This window comes from Bradyrhizobium australiense (genome assembly GCF_013114825.1).
Classification (GTDB): Bacteria; Pseudomonadota; Alphaproteobacteria; order Rhizobiales; family Xanthobacteraceae; genus Bradyrhizobium; species Bradyrhizobium australiense.
In genome coordinates, this window is sequence record NZ_JAAVLX010000007.1 from 529,699 (window position 1) to 547,728 (window position 18,030).

At 62.3% G+C, this 18,030-nt stretch carries 13 protein-coding genes and 2 pseudogenes; 8 read left to right on the plus strand and 7 right to left on the minus strand.

Going from position 1 to position 18,030, the window contains the following annotated elements; genetic code table 11:
- Positions 1 to 53 precede the first annotated feature (53 nt).
- Entirely contained in the window at positions 54 to 398 is a 345-nt protein-coding gene (locus HCN58_RS23150; protein WP_171581674.1) for a hypothetical protein, read from the plus strand.
- Here the strand turns inward: HCN58_RS23150 and HCN58_RS23155 are convergent.
- The gene (locus tag HCN58_RS23155; RefSeq protein ID WP_171581675.1) at positions 372 to 4,460 is read right to left on the minus strand and encodes a bifunctional diguanylate cyclase/phosphodiesterase; all 4,089 of its coding nucleotides are present in this window, start codon (positions 4,458 to 4,460) and stop codon (positions 372 to 374) included. The genes HCN58_RS23150 and HCN58_RS23155 overlap by 27 nt on opposite strands.
- Positions 4,461 to 4,838: 378 nt before the next feature.
- Between HCN58_RS23155 and HCN58_RS23160 the strand changes: the two genes are divergently transcribed.
- The 4 genes and pseudogenes from HCN58_RS23160 to iaaH all read left to right on the plus strand — a co-directional run bounded on the left by HCN58_RS23160 (position 4,839) and on the right by iaaH (position 9,801).
- Complete coding sequence (locus HCN58_RS23160; RefSeq protein WP_171581676.1) at positions 4,839 to 5,891, plus strand: Ldh family oxidoreductase; 1,053 nt, start codon at positions 4,839 to 4,841, stop codon at positions 5,889 to 5,891.
- A gap of 31 nt (positions 5,892 to 5,922) precedes the next feature.
- Positions 5,923 to 7,285, plus strand: a pseudogene (locus tag HCN58_RS23165) (LLM class flavin-dependent oxidoreductase).
- 14 nt (positions 7,286 to 7,299) lie between these two features.
- Entirely contained in the window at positions 7,300 to 8,085 is a 786-nt protein-coding gene (locus HCN58_RS23170; protein WP_171581677.1) for a fumarylacetoacetate hydrolase family protein, read from the plus strand.
- A 288-nt stretch (positions 8,086 to 8,373) separates the two neighbouring features.
- A complete protein-coding gene (gene iaaH, locus HCN58_RS23175) occupies positions 8,374 to 9,801 on the plus strand; it encodes an indoleacetamide hydrolase (protein ID WP_171581856.1) in 1,428 nt (475 codons plus the stop codon).
- Between the two features lie 188 nt (positions 9,802 to 9,989).
- Here iaaH and HCN58_RS23180 read toward each other — a convergent pair whose 3' ends face one another.
- Positions 9,990 to 11,021, minus strand: a complete 1,032-nt coding sequence (locus HCN58_RS23180; RefSeq protein ID WP_171581678.1) for a tripartite tricarboxylate transporter substrate binding protein — start codon at positions 11,019 to 11,021, stop codon at positions 9,990 to 9,992.
- 130 nt (positions 11,022 to 11,151) lie between these two features.
- Between HCN58_RS23180 and HCN58_RS23185 the strand changes: the two are divergent.
- Positions 11,152 to 11,603: pseudogene (locus HCN58_RS23185) on the plus strand (carboxymuconolactone decarboxylase family protein).
- A gap of 127 nt (positions 11,604 to 11,730) precedes the next feature.
- On the opposite strand, the gene HCN58_RS23190 reads toward HCN58_RS23185, so the two are convergent.
- From HCN58_RS23190 to HCN58_RS23210, 5 genes are all read right to left on the minus strand, one after another.
- Positions 11,731 to 12,588: a D-amino-acid transaminase gene (locus HCN58_RS23190; RefSeq protein WP_171581679.1), complete on the minus strand. Its 858-nt coding sequence runs from the start codon at positions 12,586 to 12,588 to the stop codon at positions 11,731 to 11,733.
- 185 nt (positions 12,589 to 12,773) lie between these two features.
- Positions 12,774 to 13,505 (minus strand): amino acid ABC transporter ATP-binding protein, encoded by a 732-nt coding sequence (locus HCN58_RS23195; protein WP_171581680.1) that lies wholly within the window; start codon positions 13,503 to 13,505, stop codon positions 12,774 to 12,776.
- A 6-nt stretch (positions 13,506 to 13,511) separates the two neighbouring features.
- On the minus strand, positions 13,512 to 14,204 hold the full coding sequence (locus HCN58_RS23200) for an amino acid ABC transporter permease (protein WP_171581681.1): 693 nt from the start codon (positions 14,202 to 14,204) through the stop codon (positions 13,512 to 13,514).
- Between the two features lie 2 nt (positions 14,205 to 14,206).
- Positions 14,207 to 14,938: an amino acid ABC transporter permease gene (locus tag HCN58_RS23205; protein ID WP_171581682.1), complete on the minus strand. Its 732-nt coding sequence runs from the start codon at positions 14,936 to 14,938 to the stop codon at positions 14,207 to 14,209.
- 213 nt (positions 14,939 to 15,151) lie between these two features.
- A complete protein-coding gene (locus HCN58_RS23210; protein ID WP_171581857.1) occupies positions 15,152 to 16,003 on the minus strand; it encodes an amino acid ABC transporter substrate-binding protein in 852 nt (283 codons plus the stop codon).
- Positions 16,004 to 16,497: 494 nt separating this feature from the next.
- Here HCN58_RS23210 and HCN58_RS23215 point away from each other — a divergent pair, with 494 nt between their 5' ends.
- Together HCN58_RS23215 and HCN58_RS23220 are read left to right on the plus strand one after the other, a co-directional pair.
- Positions 16,498 to 16,656 (plus strand): hypothetical protein, encoded by a 159-nt coding sequence (locus HCN58_RS23215; protein ID WP_171581683.1) that lies wholly within the window; start codon positions 16,498 to 16,500, stop codon positions 16,654 to 16,656.
- A gap of 346 nt (positions 16,657 to 17,002) precedes the next feature.
- Entirely contained in the window at positions 17,003 to 17,974 is a 972-nt protein-coding gene (locus HCN58_RS23220; RefSeq protein WP_171581684.1) for a Bug family tripartite tricarboxylate transporter substrate binding protein, read from the plus strand.
- Positions 17,975 to 18,030: the final 56 nt, after the last annotated feature.

Here is an 18,030-nt window from a genome sequence, read left to right on the forward strand (position 1 = left end):
ACACGCATTGCGCCGCGTGCGGATGCAGATATCATCTGATGACAGGAGATGGCATGCATCCGGCGGCGCGATTGCAGTTCGAACGCTTGATCGGCGAATACGCGCGCTGGCGGGCTGTTCCCGAAGCCGAACGATCGCCTGCCCCGGCATGGTGGTGGGGGCCGGCGATGGAGTTGCGCAAGGCGCCGCAATCGCTGCCGGCGGAATGGTGTGCCGAGCTTGGCCTGCCCAATCAGGCGACGTATGCCACCGCGGCAGAACTCCTCCTCAAAGCCTTCGCAGGGCAGACGTCCCTGCCCTGGCCGGACGACTTTCCCCGCAAGGCTGACGCTCCGGACGCAAAGCTCGCGCGTGAGCTGCACCCGCAGCCGTCAGCCGACGGTGCGTTTCAACCCTGACCCGGCTTCCGGTTGCAGCGGCGGCGAGGAGAGCCGCGGTTCGGCCCGAAGCAGATCAGCCATCTGCTTTGCGGGCAGCGGCTTCGAGAACAAGAAACCTTGCATCTCGTCGCAGGCGTGGTTGCGCAGGAAGACTTCCTGCTCGATAGTCTCGACCCCCTCCGCAATGACGGTCATGCCAAGCGCCTTGCCCATGCTGATGATCGCCTGCGCAATGGCCTGGTCTTCGGAATCGACAGGCAGGTCGCGGACGAACGAGCGATCGATCTTGATGGTATCGATCGGGAACTGCTTCATTAGTGACATCGACGAATAGCCGGTTCCGAAATCGTCGATTGCAAGGCGAATGCCGCGACTCTGAATCGCATCGAGAATCTTGATCGCGCGCGATACATTCCGCATCACCATGCTTTCGGTGACTTCGAGCTGCAGCAGCACCGGCGACATGCCGCTTGCCAACAGCGCCTCGTCGACGTCGTGCAGCAGATGCGGATCGGCGAATTGCCGCGGCGACAGATTGACCGCCATCGTCACCGGCCGCAGGCCGCGGCGCTGCCAGGCCATGTTCTGCGCGCAGGCTTCCTTGAGCACCCAGCGGCCGATTGGAACGATCGATCCTGTTTCCTCGGCGAGCGGGATGAATTGCCCTGGCGAGACCGTGCCGAGCTCGGGATGATTCCAGCGCAACAGAGCTTCGACGCCGGTGATCTGACGGCTCTCCATGTCGATCTTGGGCTGGTAGTGCAGCGAAAATTGGTCGCGCTCCAGTGCGCGGCGAAGCGCGCTCTCCAGCGTCAGGCGCTCGATCGACTGCGTCTTGATCTCTTTGGTGAAGAAGCGGAAGCCGTTCTTGCCGTCCTCCTTGGCGAGATACATTGCCATGTCGGCGTTCTTGGTCAGCGTCTGCATGTCGGCGCCGTCGGACGGGTACATCGCGATCCCGATCGAGGCGGTGGTTTGGCATTCGTGACCGCTGAGCTGCAGCGGCTGGCTCAGTATGGAGAGAAGTTCGCCGGCGATGCGCTCCACCTCGTGGCGCTCGGCTGTCTCCTCCAGAATGACCACGAACTCGTCGCCGCCGAGCCGCGCCACGATGTCGCTCGAACGCAGTGCGCGCCGCAGCCTGCCGCCGATCTCCACCAGCAGCATGTCGCCCGCGTCGTGTCCGAGCGAGTCGTTGATGACCTTGAACCTGTCGAGGTCGATGAACAGCAGCGCAAACTGCCGCTGGTAGCGCGCGGCGGTGTCGATCGCGCGGCGAAGCATGCTGCTGAACATTTCCCGGTTCGGCAGGTTGGTCAGGCTGTCGTGCGACGCCAGATATTCGATCCGCTCGTCCGCCCGGGTCCTCTCATCCGCGCGCTCGAAATTCTCCAGCGCAAAGGATACGTTATCAACGAGCCGCTGCAACAACTCGGCAAATTCGGTCGTGAAGGTATCCTTCTCGAGCGACATGAAAGACATCACGCCGACGGCCTTCCCATGCACCAGCAGGGGGAATGCCGCGCCGGAATTGGTACCATCAAGACGCGCTCTATGGTGAAACGCCTCGGCATTGGGATCAGCGAGGTAATCGTTGATGATGCAAGGCCGCTGCGAACGGATCGCCTGACCGCACAGCCCACGTCCCTCCGGGTGCGCTTCACTGGCCGATATCCTTGCCAGACGCGCGCTGAGGGCAGTCGGACCGGCGGCAGCGACCACGTCGAGATAATCGCTCTCGGGTTTCGCCAACACGATGGAGGTCAGGGTGAACTTGCCGCCGTTGGCCGCCGCCTCGCATACCAACTCGAAGAGTTCCGCCCGCGATGTCGCGCGGATGATCGCTTCATTGGTCGCGCTCAGCGCCGCCAACATGCGCGTCAAGCGCTCCTTCTGGATTTCGGTCCTCGCCTTGTCGTCGGCGCGGTCGAAATTCTCCAGCGCGAACGAGACATTGTCGGCCAATCGCTGCAGCAATTCGACGAATTCGGGGGTGAAGGTATCCTTGTCCAAGGACATGTAAATCATGATGCCAACGGGCTCGTCGCGCACCAAGAGGGGAAAGGCGGCGCCTGACTGGGCGCCATAGCTACCTACGACGGCCTGGAAGGCGGCAACGCGCTGGTCGCCACCATAATCATTGGTGATACACGGACGCCTGGTTCGGAACGCCGTTCCGCTGAGCCCCCGTCCCTCCGGACGGCTTTCATCCGTGGACAACCTGACGTGCCGCGTCGTCTCGGCTGCCGGGCCCGAGGCGGCCACGATTCTGAGAAGGTCGCTGCCCGCAGTAGCCAGCGCAATGGTAGTCGACGTGAATCTGCCGCCCTCTGCTGCAGCTTCGCACACGAGATCAAAGAGCTCGGTGCGGGACTTGGCCCGCATGATGGCTTCGTTGGTCCTGCTCAAAGCAGCGAACATCCGCGTCAGGCGCTTTTTCTGGCTTTCGGTCCTCGCCTTCTCGTCGGCACGGTCGAAATTTTCCAGCGCGAACGATACGTTCTCCGTGAGCCGCTGCAGCAGTTCGGCAAATTCGGGTGTGAACGTGTCCTTCTCGGACGAGATGAAGAACATCACGCCGACGGCTTGACCAGAAATGAGCAGCGGAAATGCAGCGCCCGACATAGCGCCATCGCTGTGAATGAACTGACGAAATGCAGATCCTCGCGGATCGGCTCGCAAGTCATTGGCGATGCAAGCGCGCCTGGAGCGGAACGCATTGCCGCAGAGACCGCGCCCTTCGGGTAGATCCGCGTTGGTCGAGACCTTGACCCGCCGCATGTTGTTTGCCGTCGGTCCCGCAACGGCCACCAGATCGACATCGTAGCTGTCAGGGCGGGCCAACAGGATACTGGTGGAGTTAAACCGGCCGCCCTTCGCCGAGGCCTCGCATACCAGATCGAACAGCTCCGCCCGTGAAGTTGCACGAACGATAGCTTCGTTGGTGGCGCTGAGCGCCGCCAGCATACGCGCCAGACGTTCCTTCTGGGCGTCGGCCCGCGCCTTCTCGCTGGCGCGCTCGAAGTTCTCCAGCGCGAACGAAACGTTCTCCGCGATTTGCGCCATTAGCGCGACGATCTCTTCGTCCTCCGCCCACAGCTTTCCGACGAAAAACAGCAGCACACCGATGCTCTCGTCCGCCTTGATCAGGGGAACGGCGACGCAGGCGGTAACGCCCGTCTCGCGGGCAGCCTGATGCCAGGGCTGCCCCTGCGTTGAACTGAGGATGTCGTTATTGACGGCCGGCTGCTGCGTCCGGAATGCCTTGCCGCAGACGCCGGTTCCATACGGATTGCCCGCGTCGATCGAGAACGGCGCGCGCATGATCTGTTCGACGATTGCGCCTGTCCCGGCGGCCGGCTTCAACCAGATCGAGTCCGGCTCTGCAAGCAGGACCACCGTGGCCGCGGATTTTCCGCTATGTACGGCGGCATCGCAGACGCGCTGATAGAGGTCCTGTTCAGTCTTGGCGCGAAGAATGGCTTCGTTGGTCGCGCTGATCGCGCCGAACATCCGGTTCAACCGCCGCATCGCGCGCTCGCCGTTCTTGCGCGCGGCCTCATGGTCGAAATTGTCAAGCGCAAACGAAACGTTCGCCGACACGCGCTCCAGCATCGAGACAAGTTGTCCGTCGATCGAGTGGGCCTGGGGCCGCGAAACGAGCAACACACCGACGCTCTCGCCATTGCAGAGCAGCGGCAGGGCGGCCGCCGCACCGACCTGGCCGGCCTTGGCGCCGTCGCGCCATGCCAGCGATCGCGGGTCGTTCAGGAAATCATTACTGACGCATACACGCCCGTCGCGGAAAGCCTGTCCGGCAACCCCGGATCCCTCAGGCGTACCGGCCGCGATCGAAATGTCGATGCTGCGCAGGCGAGGCACGTCATCGCCGCAGCCGGCGGCGAAGCGCAGGAGATTGCCTTCCCTCTCCAGCAGGAAGACCGCCACAGCCAGGAAGTCGCCGACCGAGAACGCGGCTTCGCAAACCTTCGCATACAGTTCTTCGGGCGACTTGGCGTACAGAATCGCTTCGTTGGTCGCATTCAACGCCGCGAGTGTGCGCGCGATATCGGTCTTCACCGTCCCCAAGCTCCCTTCCGGCAGCGCCGGGCTGCCCCCGCCGATTTATGCGTGTGGGAGGCCTAAATGCTCGTTATTGGCGGCCAGGAGTTGCGATTCAGAGTAAATGTCAGACCAACGACGAACGACGCCGCTCCGGAGAACTACGGCCCATTTACGATTTGTCAGCCATACCGCTGGCGCGCGCCGGCCGGGATGCGGGGCCCGCCGCAGCAATTTTCGAATTTTGCAGGATGAAATTCCTGATACGCGAGGGCCGTGCCGACAGCATGGCTAACAGGATATTTCCACGCTTGCCCTGTCGCCGCCGCTTTGAGAGCATGCCGGTACCAAGCAAGACCCGCGGTTCGCGTGGGCGTTCAAGGTGAGGAAATTCCGATGCCGATCGTCCATGCCGACCGTCTCACGCGAATCGGCGCGGCGCTGCTCAAGGCCGCCGGCGCGACTGAAGAGGAAGCCAGTGCGGTCGCCGTCGGCTGCGTCAACGCCAATCTCGCCGGCCACGACTCGCACGGCGTGATCGCGATCCCGACCTATATCGACCGCATCAAGGCCGGCCATATCGTACCCGGCGCCAAATGGACCATCGTCCGGGAATCGCCGACCACGACGGTGATCGACGGCCATTGGGGATTCGGCTTTCACGTTAACGCAAAGGCGATGGCGCTGACGATCGAGAAGGCGAAGACCGCCAACGTCGCCGCCTGTACCGTGTTCCGGCAAAGCCATGTCGGGCGGCTCGCGGCGTATCCGTTGATGGCGATGCGGGCGGGCATGATAGGAATTGCCGCTGCCGATTCCGGCCGTTCGCCAAAGCATGTCGCGCCGTTCGGCGGACGCGAGGCGAGGCTCGGCACCAACCCGATCTCGATTGCGGTGCCGTCCGACCTCGAGGCGCCGTTCTATCTGGACATGGCGACCTCAGCGGTGGCGGCCGGCAAGATTGCGCTGTCGGTCGCGCGCGGCGAACCGATTCCGCAAGGCTGGATCATAGACGCCGAGGGACGGCACACTACAGACCCCACGCAGTATCGCAAGGGCGGCGCACTGCTGCCGCTCGGTGGCAGCGAGGGCTACAAGGGTTCAGGCTTGGCTGCGATGGTGGAAGTGCTGTGCGGCCTGCTCACGGGCTTAGGCTTTGGCGTCGAGCCGACCGGCCGTCACAATGACGGATGCTTCATGGCGGTGTTTAACGTGGCGGCCTTCCGCCCCCTGAAGGATTTCGAGAAAGAGGTCGGCGAGTTCGCGCGCTATCTCAAGTCAACGCCGCCGTCGGAAGGCTCGCCCGGCGTGTTCTATCCCGGCGAGATCGAGCATATCCGCGAGCAACAGCGCAGGCGCGACGGCATCGAGGTCGAGCACGCCACCTGGGACAGATTGAAGGCGCTGGCGACGGACTACAAACTGCTCGCCGAACTCGACCTGAAATGAAATCCAATCCCGCCAGCACAAGGAGAACGGCATGACACGGCAAATGGCGCTGGTGGGATTTTTGCAGGCGCAGAACTGCACCAATCTGCCGAGCTCATGGCGGCACTCGGAATCGCGCGACGATTCGATGTCGGCCAATTACTACCAGGAGATCGCCCGGATTCTCGAAGCCGGCAAGTTCCACATGGCGTTCTTCGACGACCGCCTGGCGATGCCGGATCGTTACGGCAACGACCACGCCCATACCGTCGAATACGGCATCCGCTGCGTGAAGATGGACCCGCTGATCGTGCTGACCACGATGGGCATGGTCACGACGAAGCTCGGGCTGGGATCGACCTGCTCGACCACCTATTACGAGCCGTTCGACGTCGCCCGCCGTTTCGCCACCCTCGATCTGATGTCCGGCGGACGCGCGGGGTGGAACGTCGTCACTTCGCTCAATGACGGCGAGGCCCAGAATATGGGCAAGGATGCCCATCTCGAACATGACTTCCGTTACGATCGCGCCGACGAGTTTATGGAGGTCGTGCTCGGCCACTGGGACACCTGGGAAGACGGCTCGCTGATCATGGACAAGAAAAGCGGCCGCTTCGCCGATCCGGCCAAGGTGAAGCGGCTCGACCACAATGGACGATTCTTCAAGTCGCGCGGTCCGTTCACTGTGCCACGCTCGGCGCAGGGCCATCCCGTCATCATCCAGGCCGGCGCGTCCGGCCGTGGCCAGCGCTTTGCGGGGCGATGGGGCGAGGTGATCTTCACCGCCGCGCGCAATGTGGCCGCCGCCAAGGAAGGCTATGCGGCGGTCCGCAACGAAGCGGCGAAAGCCGGCCGCGATCCCGACCAGATGTTCCTCTGCAACCTCACCACGCCGGTCTGCGGCGCGACCAAAGCGGAGGCCGAGGACAAGATGGCGCTGATCAACAAGCTGCCGCTGGAAATCGATGCGCTGTCGCTGCTCGCGGAAGCGCTGAACTACGACTTTGCCGCCAAGCCGCTCGACGAGCCGCTGACGTTGGACGAGCTCAAGAGCATGCAGGGAATCCTGGGCATTCGCGACGGCGTGCTGAAGAATTCAGGCAAGACCAATCCCAGCGCGCGCGACTTCGTCACCTTGCCGCGGCCAGGTGCAGGACGCGATCGTCGGCGGTCCGAAGGAGATCGCGGACAAGCTCGAGGAGATGTTCGTCGAACGCGGCTGCGACGGCTTTGTCATCGCGGCGACCATCGTGCCCGGCTCCTACGCCGATTTCGTCAGGCATGTGGTGCCGGAATTGCAGCGCCGCGGCCTGTTCCACAAGGACTACGCCGGCAAGACGCTGCGCGAAAATCTCGGCTTGCCACGTCCTGCCGCCGGTGCCTGGAAAACCAATCCGCGGGCTGCGGCCGAATAACACGAGGACATTTCATGCGTTGGCTCAAATTCACCGCCGCAGGCAAGACATCCTGGGGCATCATCGAGGGCGAGCACGTGATCGCCGTCGAGGGCGATCCCTTCGGCGAATGGCGGCGCGGAACGCAGTCGCATGCGCTGAAGGACGTCAAGATCGAGCTGCCGCTGATCCCGCGCACCTTCTATTGCGTCGGGCTGAATTATCTCAAGCATCTCAAGGAAGCCGCCGATAGGGCCGGCACGGTGCCGAATGTGCCTGACCGGCCCGAGATCGGCTACCGCGCGCAAAACGCGCTGATTGCCCACGACGAGGACGTGGTGATCCCGGCGAGCGCGACCGAGAAGATTCATTACGAGGGCGAACTGGTGGTTGTCATCGGCAAGAAGGCAAAACACCTCACCGAGGCCAATGCGATGGATTGCGTGTTCGGCTACACGATCGGCAACGACGTCAGCGAGCGCACCTGGCAGAAGGCCGACCGCAGCCTGTGGCGTTCCAAGAATGCCGATACCTTCAAGCCGATGGGGCCGTGGATCGAAACATCAGTCGATCTCGAAAGGATGGAAACGGTGATCCGGGTCAACGGCCAGGAGACCGGCCGCTTCCGCACCAACGACATGATCTTCGGCATCGTGCCGTTTCTCGTCGAGCTCTCCAAGTATTTCGCGCTGTCGCCGGGCGATGTGATCTGGATGGGCACCGACGGCGCCTCGCCTGATTTGAAGTCCGGCGATGTGGTCGAGATCGACATTACGGGGATCGGCACGTTACGGAACAGGTTTGTGAAGGAGGAGGTCTGAGGCCTCCTCTCGTCCTTGAGGAACGCGGAACGCGCGTCTCGAAGGATGTGGGCCCGGCCGGTGGCCTCGCCCTTCGAGACGGCCGCTCCGCGGCCTGCTCAGGGTGAGAGGCTCGGAGGATTGGCGTCCTCAGAAATAAGGACAGGCGCGGGTGCCCGTAGCGGTTAAGGTTCGTCCTGCGGGGTACTAATCCAAGAAGGGATCATCATGGCTCGCAGCTCCATCCTGCTCGGCTCGGCGTTCATGGGCCTCGTTCTCGCGACGTCTCCCGCAACAGCCCAACCGGCGATCGATCTGGACCAACTCACGGCCACCCAGGCCGCCGCCGATCTCTGCGCCGGAAAAATCACCAGCAAGGCGCTGACCGCGGCGGCGCTGGCGCGCGCCAAGGCGCAGCCGGACCTCAACGCCTTCGTCACGCTGGATGAGGCCGGTGCGATGAAGGCCGCCGAAGCCTTTGACGCCGGGCGCAAAAAGGGCCCGTGCAAGCCGCTCGGCGGCGTGCCCATCGTCATTAAGGACAATATCGAGGTGGCCGGGCTCCCCAGCACGGCTGGAACGCCGGCGCTGAAAAATTTCGTGCCGAAGAAGGATGCACCGGTCGCGGCAAAACTGCGCGCGGCAGGCGCCATTATCATCGGCAAGACCAATATGCATGAGCTTGCCTTCGGCATCTCCGGCTTCAATGCTGGATTCAAGACCGGCTCGGAGCCAGGCGTGCGCAACGCCTACGATTCGACGAAGATTGCCGGCGGTTCGTCATCTGGAACGGGCGCGGCGATCGGTGCTCGGATCGTTACCGCGGGCCTCGGCACCGATACCGGCGGCTCAGTGAGAGTCCCCTGCGCACTGAACGGCTGCGTCTCGCTGCGTCCGACCGTCGGCAGGTATCCGCAAGGTGGGATCGCTCCGATTTCACATACCCGCGACACCGCCGGCCCGATGGCTTCCACCGTCGCCGACGTGGCGATCCTTGATCGTGTCGTCGCCGGCGGCGGCACGATTGCGCCCGCCGAGCTGAAGCAGGTGCGCATTGGGATCGACAACGCCATGTTGGCCAATCTCGACGGCGACACCGAAGCCGCATTCAAGGCCGCGCTGGAAAAGCTCAAGTCTAACGGCGTGACGGTGGTCGATGTTGAAATGCCAAAGCTCGCCGAGCTCAACGGCCAGGTCGGATTTCCGCTCGCGCTTTATGAAGCCTATGACGACATGGTGGCCTATCTCAAGAAGACAGGCAGCGGCGTCAGCATCGAGAATCTCGCCAAGGAGATCGCAAGCCCCGACGTAAAAGGCACCTATGACGGGCTGGTCATTCCGCGCAAGCTGCCGGGACCGGACAATACTGTCGCCGATGCCAAGCCGGCCTATGACGCTGCGATGAAAACCGCCCGGCCCGCACTGCAGGCGCTCTATCGCGATACGTTCGCAAAGAACAAGCTCGACGCCATCGCCTTCCCGACCGTGCCGAAGGTCGCGATTGCCTCAAATCCCGACTCGTCGAGCCTCGCCAACTTCCTGCTGTTCATCCAAAACACCGATCCCGGCAGCAATGCGGGCATCCCCGGTCTTCAGCTTCCGATCGCGCTGGGCGCTTCGAGCAAATTGCCTGTCGGTCTCGAGCTCGACGGCCCCGCGGGAAGCGATCGCCGGCTGCTGGCGGTCGGCATAGCGATGGAGAAGATATTCGGCCGGCTTCCGCCGCCGTCGCGTTAGGCTAGGGCTCGCGCGGCTAATGCCGTGCAAACAGGCTCGCGACGTCGCTGCGGCGGCAGACGCCGAGCTTGGCAAAAATGCGCTCGATGTGGGTATGGACGGTCGAGACCTCGACCTGCAGCGGTGCGCGATCTCCTTGTCGCTGAGATCGTCCGATATCAGGGAAATCGGGTTCGCGCCCCCCGCCGCTACTCGGCCTTGATGCCCGCCTCCTCGACGACCTTGCGCCAGCGCTCCACCTCGCTGCGATAGTAGCGGCCGAATTCCTCCGGCGACGCTGCGATCAGAACGAGGCCCTCATTGACGCTGAGCTTTTCAAAGGCGTCGGCTTGCACGGCCTTCGCCGCCGATTTGTTGAGGCGGTCGATGATATCAGGCGGCGTTTTTGCCGGCGCAAACACGCCGTACCAGGTTTCCGCTTCAAAGCCGGGAAAACCGGTCTCGGCGACCGTTGGTAGTTGCGGAAAGGCAGGCGAGCGTTCGGCTGATGTCACCGCCAGCGCGCGCAACTGACCGCCCTCGATCAGCGATGCTGCGCTTGCCACAGTCGTGAACATCACCTGAGTCCGCCCGCCGATCAGATCGGTGATGGCGGGCGCGGAGCCCTTGTAGGGGACCATCGTCATCTTGACGCCGGCCATGCGCTTGAACATTTCGCCTGCAAGATGCGCCGACGTTCCGATACCGAAGGTCCCGTAGGAGATTTTTTCGGGCTCGGCTTTCGCCGCTGCGATCAGATCGGCGATGGAGCGAAACGATGATTTCGGATTGACGACCACGATATTGGGAGAACGCGCCACCAGCGCGACCGGCGCGAAGCCCCTGTGCGGGTCGAACGGTAATTTGGCGTACAGACTCGGATTTGCCGCGTGGGCAAATGTTCCCATAAGCAGCGTGTAGCCATCGGCTTCGGCAGATGCGACCGCCTGCGCCCCAATAATGGTGCCGGCGCCCGGCTTGTTTTCGATGATGATGCTGCCGCCGAGCTCCTTTGCCATCTCCTGCGCCAGCACGCGCGCGATGGCGTCCGTGCCGCCGCGCGGCGCAAAAGGAACGATGATCTTGATGACGCGGTCCGGATAGGCGGCGAAAGCCATATGGCCCGAAAGCAGGGAGAGCAATACGGAGGCGAGCGCGAAGAGAAAGGCGATGCCATGTCGATCGATAGCGGTCAACGGAATCGCAAGGCGTTCTGTCGACACCCAATAGCCCGCAAACATCCGCAGCCCTCCCTGGTCTACTTCCGGTCACTTTATTGCACCGAACTGGATCGATCCAGATGGTGGCTATGCTCCGATCGGGATACACTTTGGACATTCGTTCAAATTGAAGGCGTCCAGAGAGGAGAACGTGCATGAAGCCCCGGATGAACTATTATCAGGCCCCGAAACCATCAAAGCGCTTGTCGCGGTGGAAGCCCAGATCGTCGCCTCGGGCCTCGAGAAATCGCTGATCGAACTGGTCAAGACACGCGCTTCGCAGATCAATGGCTGCGCCTACTGCATCAACATGCGCACCCAGGACGCCCGCAAGCTCGGCGAGACCGAGCAGCGGCTCTATTTGCTAAGCGCCTGGTGGGAGTCGCCGCTCTACACCGACCGCGAACGTGCCGCGCTGGCATGGACCGATGCGGTGATGCTGATCGCCGCCCCGACGAGCTCTACGAAGAGCTCCGCGCGCATTTCTCGGAAACGGAGATGGTCAATCTGACCATGCTGATTGGGGCCATCAACGCCTGGAACAGGATCGCGATCTCTTTCCGCGCGGTTCACCCGGTGAAGGCCAAGGCGGCGGTGGCTTAGTGACTTCACAGTGCATCAGCACTCGTCATGCGCGGGCTTGACCCGCGCATCCATCAAATAGGAAGATCTTTCAAGCGCGATGGATTGCCGGGTCAAGCCCGGCAATGACAACGCGAGAACTACCGCGCTACACCGCCGTAGCCTTGGCGAATTCCACATAGATCTCGCGCAGGCGGTTGGTCATCGGGCCGGGCTTGCCGTCGGCGACCTGCTTGCCGTCGATCGACACCACGGCCTGCACGAACACACTGGCGCTGGTGACGAAGGCTTCCTTGGCGGCCAATGCCTCCTCGACGGAAAATGCGCGCTCCTCGACGCGGAGCTGGCGCTCTTCGGCCAGCGCGACGACGGCTTTTCGGGTGCAGCCGGGCAGGATCTCGCTGCCGTTCTGCCGCGTCACGATCACGTCATCCTGGGTCAGGATGAAACACGACGACGAGCCGCCCTCGGTCACCTTGCCGTCCTCGATCATCCAGGCCTCGCCGGCGCCGGCCACCGCGGCGGCCTCCTTGGCCAGCACCTGCGCCAGCAGCGCGACGCTCTTGATATCGCGGCGGGCCCAACGCAGGTCGGGCACAGTGATCACGTTGATGCCGGTCTTGGCGGAGGGCGCGTTGATGATGTCCTTGGTTGAGGTGAACATGATCAACGTGGGCTTGACGCCCTTGGGAAACGCGAAGTCGCGTCCGGTGTCGGCGCCGCGCGTCACTTCCAGATAGACCATGCCATTGACGAGATTGTTGCGCGCCACCAGCTCTTTCTGAATCTCCTGGATGCGTGCTGTCGTCTCCGGCAGCGCCAGCTCGATCTCGCCGACCGAGCGCTCCAGCCGCGCCAGATGCGAGGCGTTGTCGATCAGCTTGCCGTCGAGCACGGCGGCGACTTCATAGATGCCGTCGGCAAACAGGAATCCGCGATCGAGGATCGAGACCTTCGCCTCTGAAAGGGGGACGAACGAGCCGTTGACGTAAGCGATCTGTTCCAAAGTAGAGTCTCCTGGAGGCGCTAAAGAGCTTGTGGCGGACGTTACATGCAATTTGTCAATGGCGAGGAACTCTCGCCGTCATTCCGGGGCGATGCACAGCATCGAACTACGATGCGCAATTGCGCACCTGAGAATCTCGAGATTCCGGGTTCGCCTCTGCGAGGCGCCCGGAACGACGGTGCTTGTTAATGCGACAGAATCTTCGACAAGAATTTCTGCGCGCGTTCGCTGCGCGGGCTGCCGAAGAAATCGGTCTTCAGCGCGTCCTCGACGATTTCGCCCTTATCCATGAAGATCACGCGATTGGCGACCTTGCTGGCAAAGCCCATTTCGTGGGTGACGACCATCATGGTCATGCCCTCATGGGCGAGATCGACCATGACATCGAGGACTTCGCTGATCATTTCGGGATCGAGTGCGGAAGTCGGCTCATCGAACAGCATTGCAATCGGATCCATGGCGAGCGCGCGGGCGATCGCGACACGCTGCTGCTGGCCGCCGGACAATTCGGCCGGATACTTGGTTGCATGCGCCTTCAGGCCAACGCGGTCGAGCAGCTTGTCGCCCTTGGCCATGGCCTCGTCATGCGAACGGCCCAGCACCTTCTCCTGCGCCAGACACAGGTTCTCGATGATCCGCAAATGCGGAAACAGCTCAAAATGCTGGAACACCATGCCGACGCGGGCGCGCAGTTTTGGCAGGTCGGTCTTGGGATCGTTGACCTTGATGCCGTCGAGAATGATCTGACCTTCCTGAAACGGCTCCAGCGCGTTGACGCATTTGATTAGCGTCGACTTTCCCGAACCCGACGGGCCGCACACCACCACCACTTCCCCCTTGGCAACGTTAGTGGTGCAGTCCTTCAGCACCTGGAAGGTCGGCCCGTACCATTTATTGACGTGGCTGATGTCGATCATGTGTCCTCACCGAACAATAGCAATGCGCGCCTGCAGGCGCCGGACGCCCCAGGACGCGAAACAGGAAATCGCGAAATAGACCGCGGCCGCGAAAAGATACATTTCGACCAGCCGGCCGTCGCGCTGCGCCACCTTGCTGGCCGCGCCGAGGAAATCCGGGATCGACAGCACATAGACCAGCGAGGTGTCCTGGAACAGCACGATGGTTTGTGTCAGCAGCACCGGCAGCATGTTACGAAACGCCTGCGGCAGCACGATGTAGCGCATGGACTGCGCGTAGGTCAGGCCGAGCGCGCTGGCGGCCGCCGGCTGGCCCCTGGAGATCGACTGGATGCCGGCGCGCATGATCTCGGAAAAATACGCTGCCTCGAACATGATGAAGGTGACGAGAGAGGAGGTGAACGCGCCGACGCGAATGGGGCGCGACGCTCCGGTTAGCCACTGGCCGATATAAGGCACCAGGAAATAGAACCAGAAAATCACCAGCACCAGCGGCAGCGAGCGCATGAAGTCGACATAGAGGCCGGCGATGCGGCCGAGCAGCCTATAGCTGGACAGCCGCATCAGCGCGATCAGCGTGCCGAAGATCAGGCCGCCCAGCGCCGACAACCCGGTCAGCATCAGCGTAAAACTCATGCCGTCCAGGAACAGGTAGGGCAGCGAGCGGCGGATGACATCGAAATCGAGAGTGTCGAACATCACTATTTCCCCGTGATGTAGCCGGGGATCGCCAGGCTGCGTTCGAGGAAGCGCATGCCGGTGACGACGACGATGTTGATTGCGAGATACATCGCGGTCGCGGCGGTGAAGGCCTCGAACACCTGGAACGAGAACTCCTGCATCGCCCGCGCCTGACCGGTCAGTTCGATCAGGCCGATGGTGATCGCGACGGAAGTATTCTTCACGGTATTGAGAAATTCGGACGTAAGCGGCGGCATGATGATGCGGAACGCCATCGGCAGCAGTATGTAGCGATAGCCTTGCGCCGTGGTCAGGCCGAGCGCGGTCGCGGCATTCTTCTGTCCACGCGGCAGCGAAGCGATGCCGGCCGCGAGTTGCACGGCAACGCGCGCCGACATGAACAGGCCGACCCCGATCGCCGCCGTCCAGAACGGCGCATTGGGAAGCTGCTTCAGCCACAGGCCGGCACTGCGCGGCAGTAGTTCGGGCAGCACGAAGAACCAGAGGAATAGCTGCACCAGCAGCGGCATGTTGCGGAAGAATTCGACGTAGCCAAAGCCGATCCAGGACGCGGTCTTCGACGGCAGCGAGCGCAGAATACCGACGATCGTGCCGAAGATCAGCGCGATGACCCATGCCAGCAACGCGGTCTTGATGGTCAGCAGCAGTCCCGACATCAACATGTCGAGATAAGTGCCGGCCCCGGTCGGGTTCGGCTCGAAGAAGATGTGCCAGTTCCAGTTGTAGTTCACGCTGCACCCTGCCCGAAAGTGCCGGTCAAGCTCTTGGTTACTGCTGCCTATGCAAATGTCCGGCCATTTTATTGCAAAATGGCCGGACTTGCTATCGCCTCTCATCCCTGCATAACGGCTTCGCCGTTATTGCTGGAGTCTCGAAGGATGAAGGCCCTTATCGTGGGCCTCATGGTTCAAGACGGCGCTGGCGCGCCTCCTCAGGTTTGATACTTACTTATACGAATCCGGATCCGGCGAGTCGGACGGCTTGGCGAATTCGTTCTTCAGCTCGCTGCTGATCGGCACGTTGAGGTTCAGTCCCTTGGGCGGGATCTTCTGCGTGAACCACTTGTCGTAAATCTTCTGGCCCTCGCCGCCCGTATAGAGCGCCGCAGTGGCCGCATCGACCACCTTCTTGAAGGCCGGATCATCCTTGCGCAGCATGATGCCGTAGGGCTCCGGCTTGGAAAACGCATCCTTGGAGATGACGTAATCGCCCGGCGCCTTTGAGCCGGCAACCAGGCTCGCGAGCAGGATGTCGTCCATCACGAAGGCCACGGCGCGATCGGTCTCGACCATCAGGAACGCTTCCGCATGATCCTTGGCCGGGATGATGTTGATGTTGAGGCCGCGTGCCGCATTGGCTTCGGTGAGCTGCTTGATGTTGGTGGTGCCGGCGGTGGAAACCACCGACTTGCCCTTGAGGTCGTCGATCGAATTGATCTTGCTCGCCTTCTTGGTGACGTAGCGGCTCGCGGTCAGGAAGTGGGTGTTGGTGTAGGAAATCTGCTTCTGGCGCTCGGTGTTGTTGGTGGTCGAGCCGCATTCGAGATCGATGGTGCCGTTGGCGAGCAGCGGGATGCGGGTCGATGACGTCACCGGGTTGAGCTTGACCTCGAGCTTGTCGAGCTTGAGCTCCTTTTTCACGGCATCGACGATCTTGTAGCAGATGTCCATGGCGTAGCCGATCGGCTTCTGATTGTCGTCGAGATAGGAGAACGGAATCGACGAGTCGCGGTAGCCGAGCGTGATGGCGCCGGTCTCCTTGATGTTCTTCAGCGTCCCGGTGAGCTCCTGGGCCATTGCCGGCCCGGCGCACAACGCACCCGCGATCAGACAGCCGATAATATGACGGTGTTTCACGTAACTTCTCCCTCCAAAGGTTTCAGATGATTGCTCATCCACCCTAACTCAGCAACTTGCCGGGCCGTTTGGCCGGCGGTCTCGAGCCTGTCCTGGCAAGACCGCCCCCGGCGTGCCCGGCACTATGCCTGCACAATTCGGACCAAAACAGATTTAGCGCCCCTTGACCATCATGCATTCGACCCCTGAATGCGACTAAAGACAAAGGCAACGCCCATTTGTCGCCGCCGATCGGGATCAGCCGTTTCCGGCCGGAAGCCGCCACGGTGCCCTCTGTTAACCAAGCCGCGCCGCGTCCGCTGAGCGTCATCCCGCACAGCACATCGGACATGTCGCTTTCGATGACCCGCACGCCAAAAATCTGGGGGTGCTCCAGGATGAGATCGACCAGCCGGGCGAGAAGACGCCGGGCGAATACGTAAAAGGAGGACTGGATGCGACGCCCGTCCCGGCAGCGAGGCGCCTCCCTTCGCGATCAGCGCCTCGCTGGCATAAGGCCGCAGAAATTCGGTGCCGAGCGTGACGCGTTCGTAGCGATCCGGATCGAGGTGGATCGGCTGCTGGGCGTGGTGGTAGCAGTCCATCAGGACTGACCGCGGACATGATCGATCGCAGACGATCGACGAGCGAGGCAGGTGCGTTTGCCCGGCGCCGCGCGGGCTAACTGTCGATTGTTGCAAACGAACCGAACCGACAGTCCGGTTCGGGTGCGTGGTTGCCCGAACATCCCATGGCGCGGCAGCAACCAAATTCCGTCATCCGGGATGCCGCGGCAGACCAATTGTCGCATGCGTCATTTTCCAGCTTGTTGCGGCGCGGATGGCACGAGCCGCCGCGGTCAACAAGCTTTTCTTCCAAGGCGATTTCAGGGAAGATCAAGCCCGGGAAAGAAAAACAAGCGGCTCCGGTATCAAGGGAAACCGCAGGGGAGTGTTGCATATGTTTCGACGTAGCCAGTTGACAATCGCCGTCGCTGCTTTCGCAGTGCTGATATCTTCAGCCGCCGGCGCACAGGAATATCCCACGAAACCGATTACGCTGATCGTACCCTGGCCTGCCGGCGGCTCGACCGACATCTCGATGCGCGCGATCGCCGAAAGCGCGTCCAAGGTGCTCGGACAGCCGATCGCCATCGACAACAAGGCCGGCGGCGGCGGCACCGTCGGCCCGGCCACCATGGCGGCCGCGGCCAAGCCTGACGGCTACACCATCGCGCAGATTCCGATCACCGTGTTCCGTCTGCCGCTGATGCAGGAAGTCTCGTGGAATCCCGACAAGGATTTCACCTACATCGTTCACCTCACCGGCTACACGTTCGGCGTCACCACCAGCGCCGAGTCGCCATTCAAGACCTGGCAGGACGTGATCGACTACGCCAAGCAGAATCCCGGCAAGGTGACCTATGCGACGCCGGGCGCCGGCACGTCGCTGCATATCGGAATGGAGCAGATCGCCTCCATGGCCGGCATCAAGCTGACGCAGGTGCCGTTCAAGGGCGGCGCGGAAACCAATGCCGCGGTGCTGGGGCAGCACACCATGCTGCAGGCGGATTCAACCGGTTGGCGCCCCTTGGTCGACGCCGGCAAGCTGCGGCTTCTGATGGTGTGGACCTCGGCGCGTTCGCCGAACTATCCCAATGTGCCGACGCTAAAGGAGCTCGGCTATCCCATGGTCTATGACTCCCCATTCGGCATCGCCGGACCGAAGGGCATGGACCCCAAGATCGTCGCCAAGCTGCACGATGCCTTCAAGAAGGCGCTGGAAGATCCGGCCGTGATCGCCACACTCGCCAAATTCGACATGGTGCCGAACTACAAGAATACGGAAGATTACAAGAAGTTCGTCGCCGAAGTGACCGAATCCGAGCGCAAGGTGATCGACAGGCTCGGGCTGGCGAAGAAGACGAACTGACCTCCGCCGTGTACCGGCGCGATGCAGCGCGCAAGCGCTGCTTCGCAGAACCGGGA

Coding starts and splice junctions, on each gene's coding strand:
- HCN58_RS23150 (WP_171581674.1), top strand. CDS start 54: ATGCATCCGGCGGCGCGATTGCAGTTCGAACGCTTGATCGGCGAATAC.
- HCN58_RS23160 (WP_171581676.1), top strand. CDS start 4,839: ATGCCGATCGTCCATGCCGACCGTCTCACGCGAATCGGCGCGGCGCTG.
- HCN58_RS23170 (WP_171581677.1), top strand. CDS start 7,300: ATGCGTTGGCTCAAATTCACCGCCGCAGGCAAGACATCCTGGGGCATC.
- HCN58_RS23180 (WP_171581678.1), bottom strand. CDS start 11,021: ATGTTTGCGGGCTATTGGGTGTCGACAGAACGCCTTGCGATTCCGTTG.
- HCN58_RS23195 (WP_171581680.1), bottom strand. CDS start 13,505: ATGATCGACATCAGCCACGTCAATAAATGGTACGGGCCGACCTTCCAG.
- HCN58_RS23200 (WP_171581681.1), bottom strand. CDS start 14,204: ATGTTCGACACTCTCGATTTCGATGTCATCCGCCGCTCGCTGCCCTAC.
- HCN58_RS23210 (WP_171581857.1), bottom strand. CDS start 16,003: ATGGCCCAGGAGCTCACCGGGACGCTGAAGAACATCAAGGAGACCGGC.
- HCN58_RS23215 (WP_171581683.1), top strand. CDS start 16,498: ATGCGACGCCCGTCCCGGCAGCGAGGCGCCTCCCTTCGCGATCAGCGC.
- HCN58_RS23220 (WP_171581684.1), top strand. CDS start 17,003: ATGTTTCGACGTAGCCAGTTGACAATCGCCGTCGCTGCTTTCGCAGTG.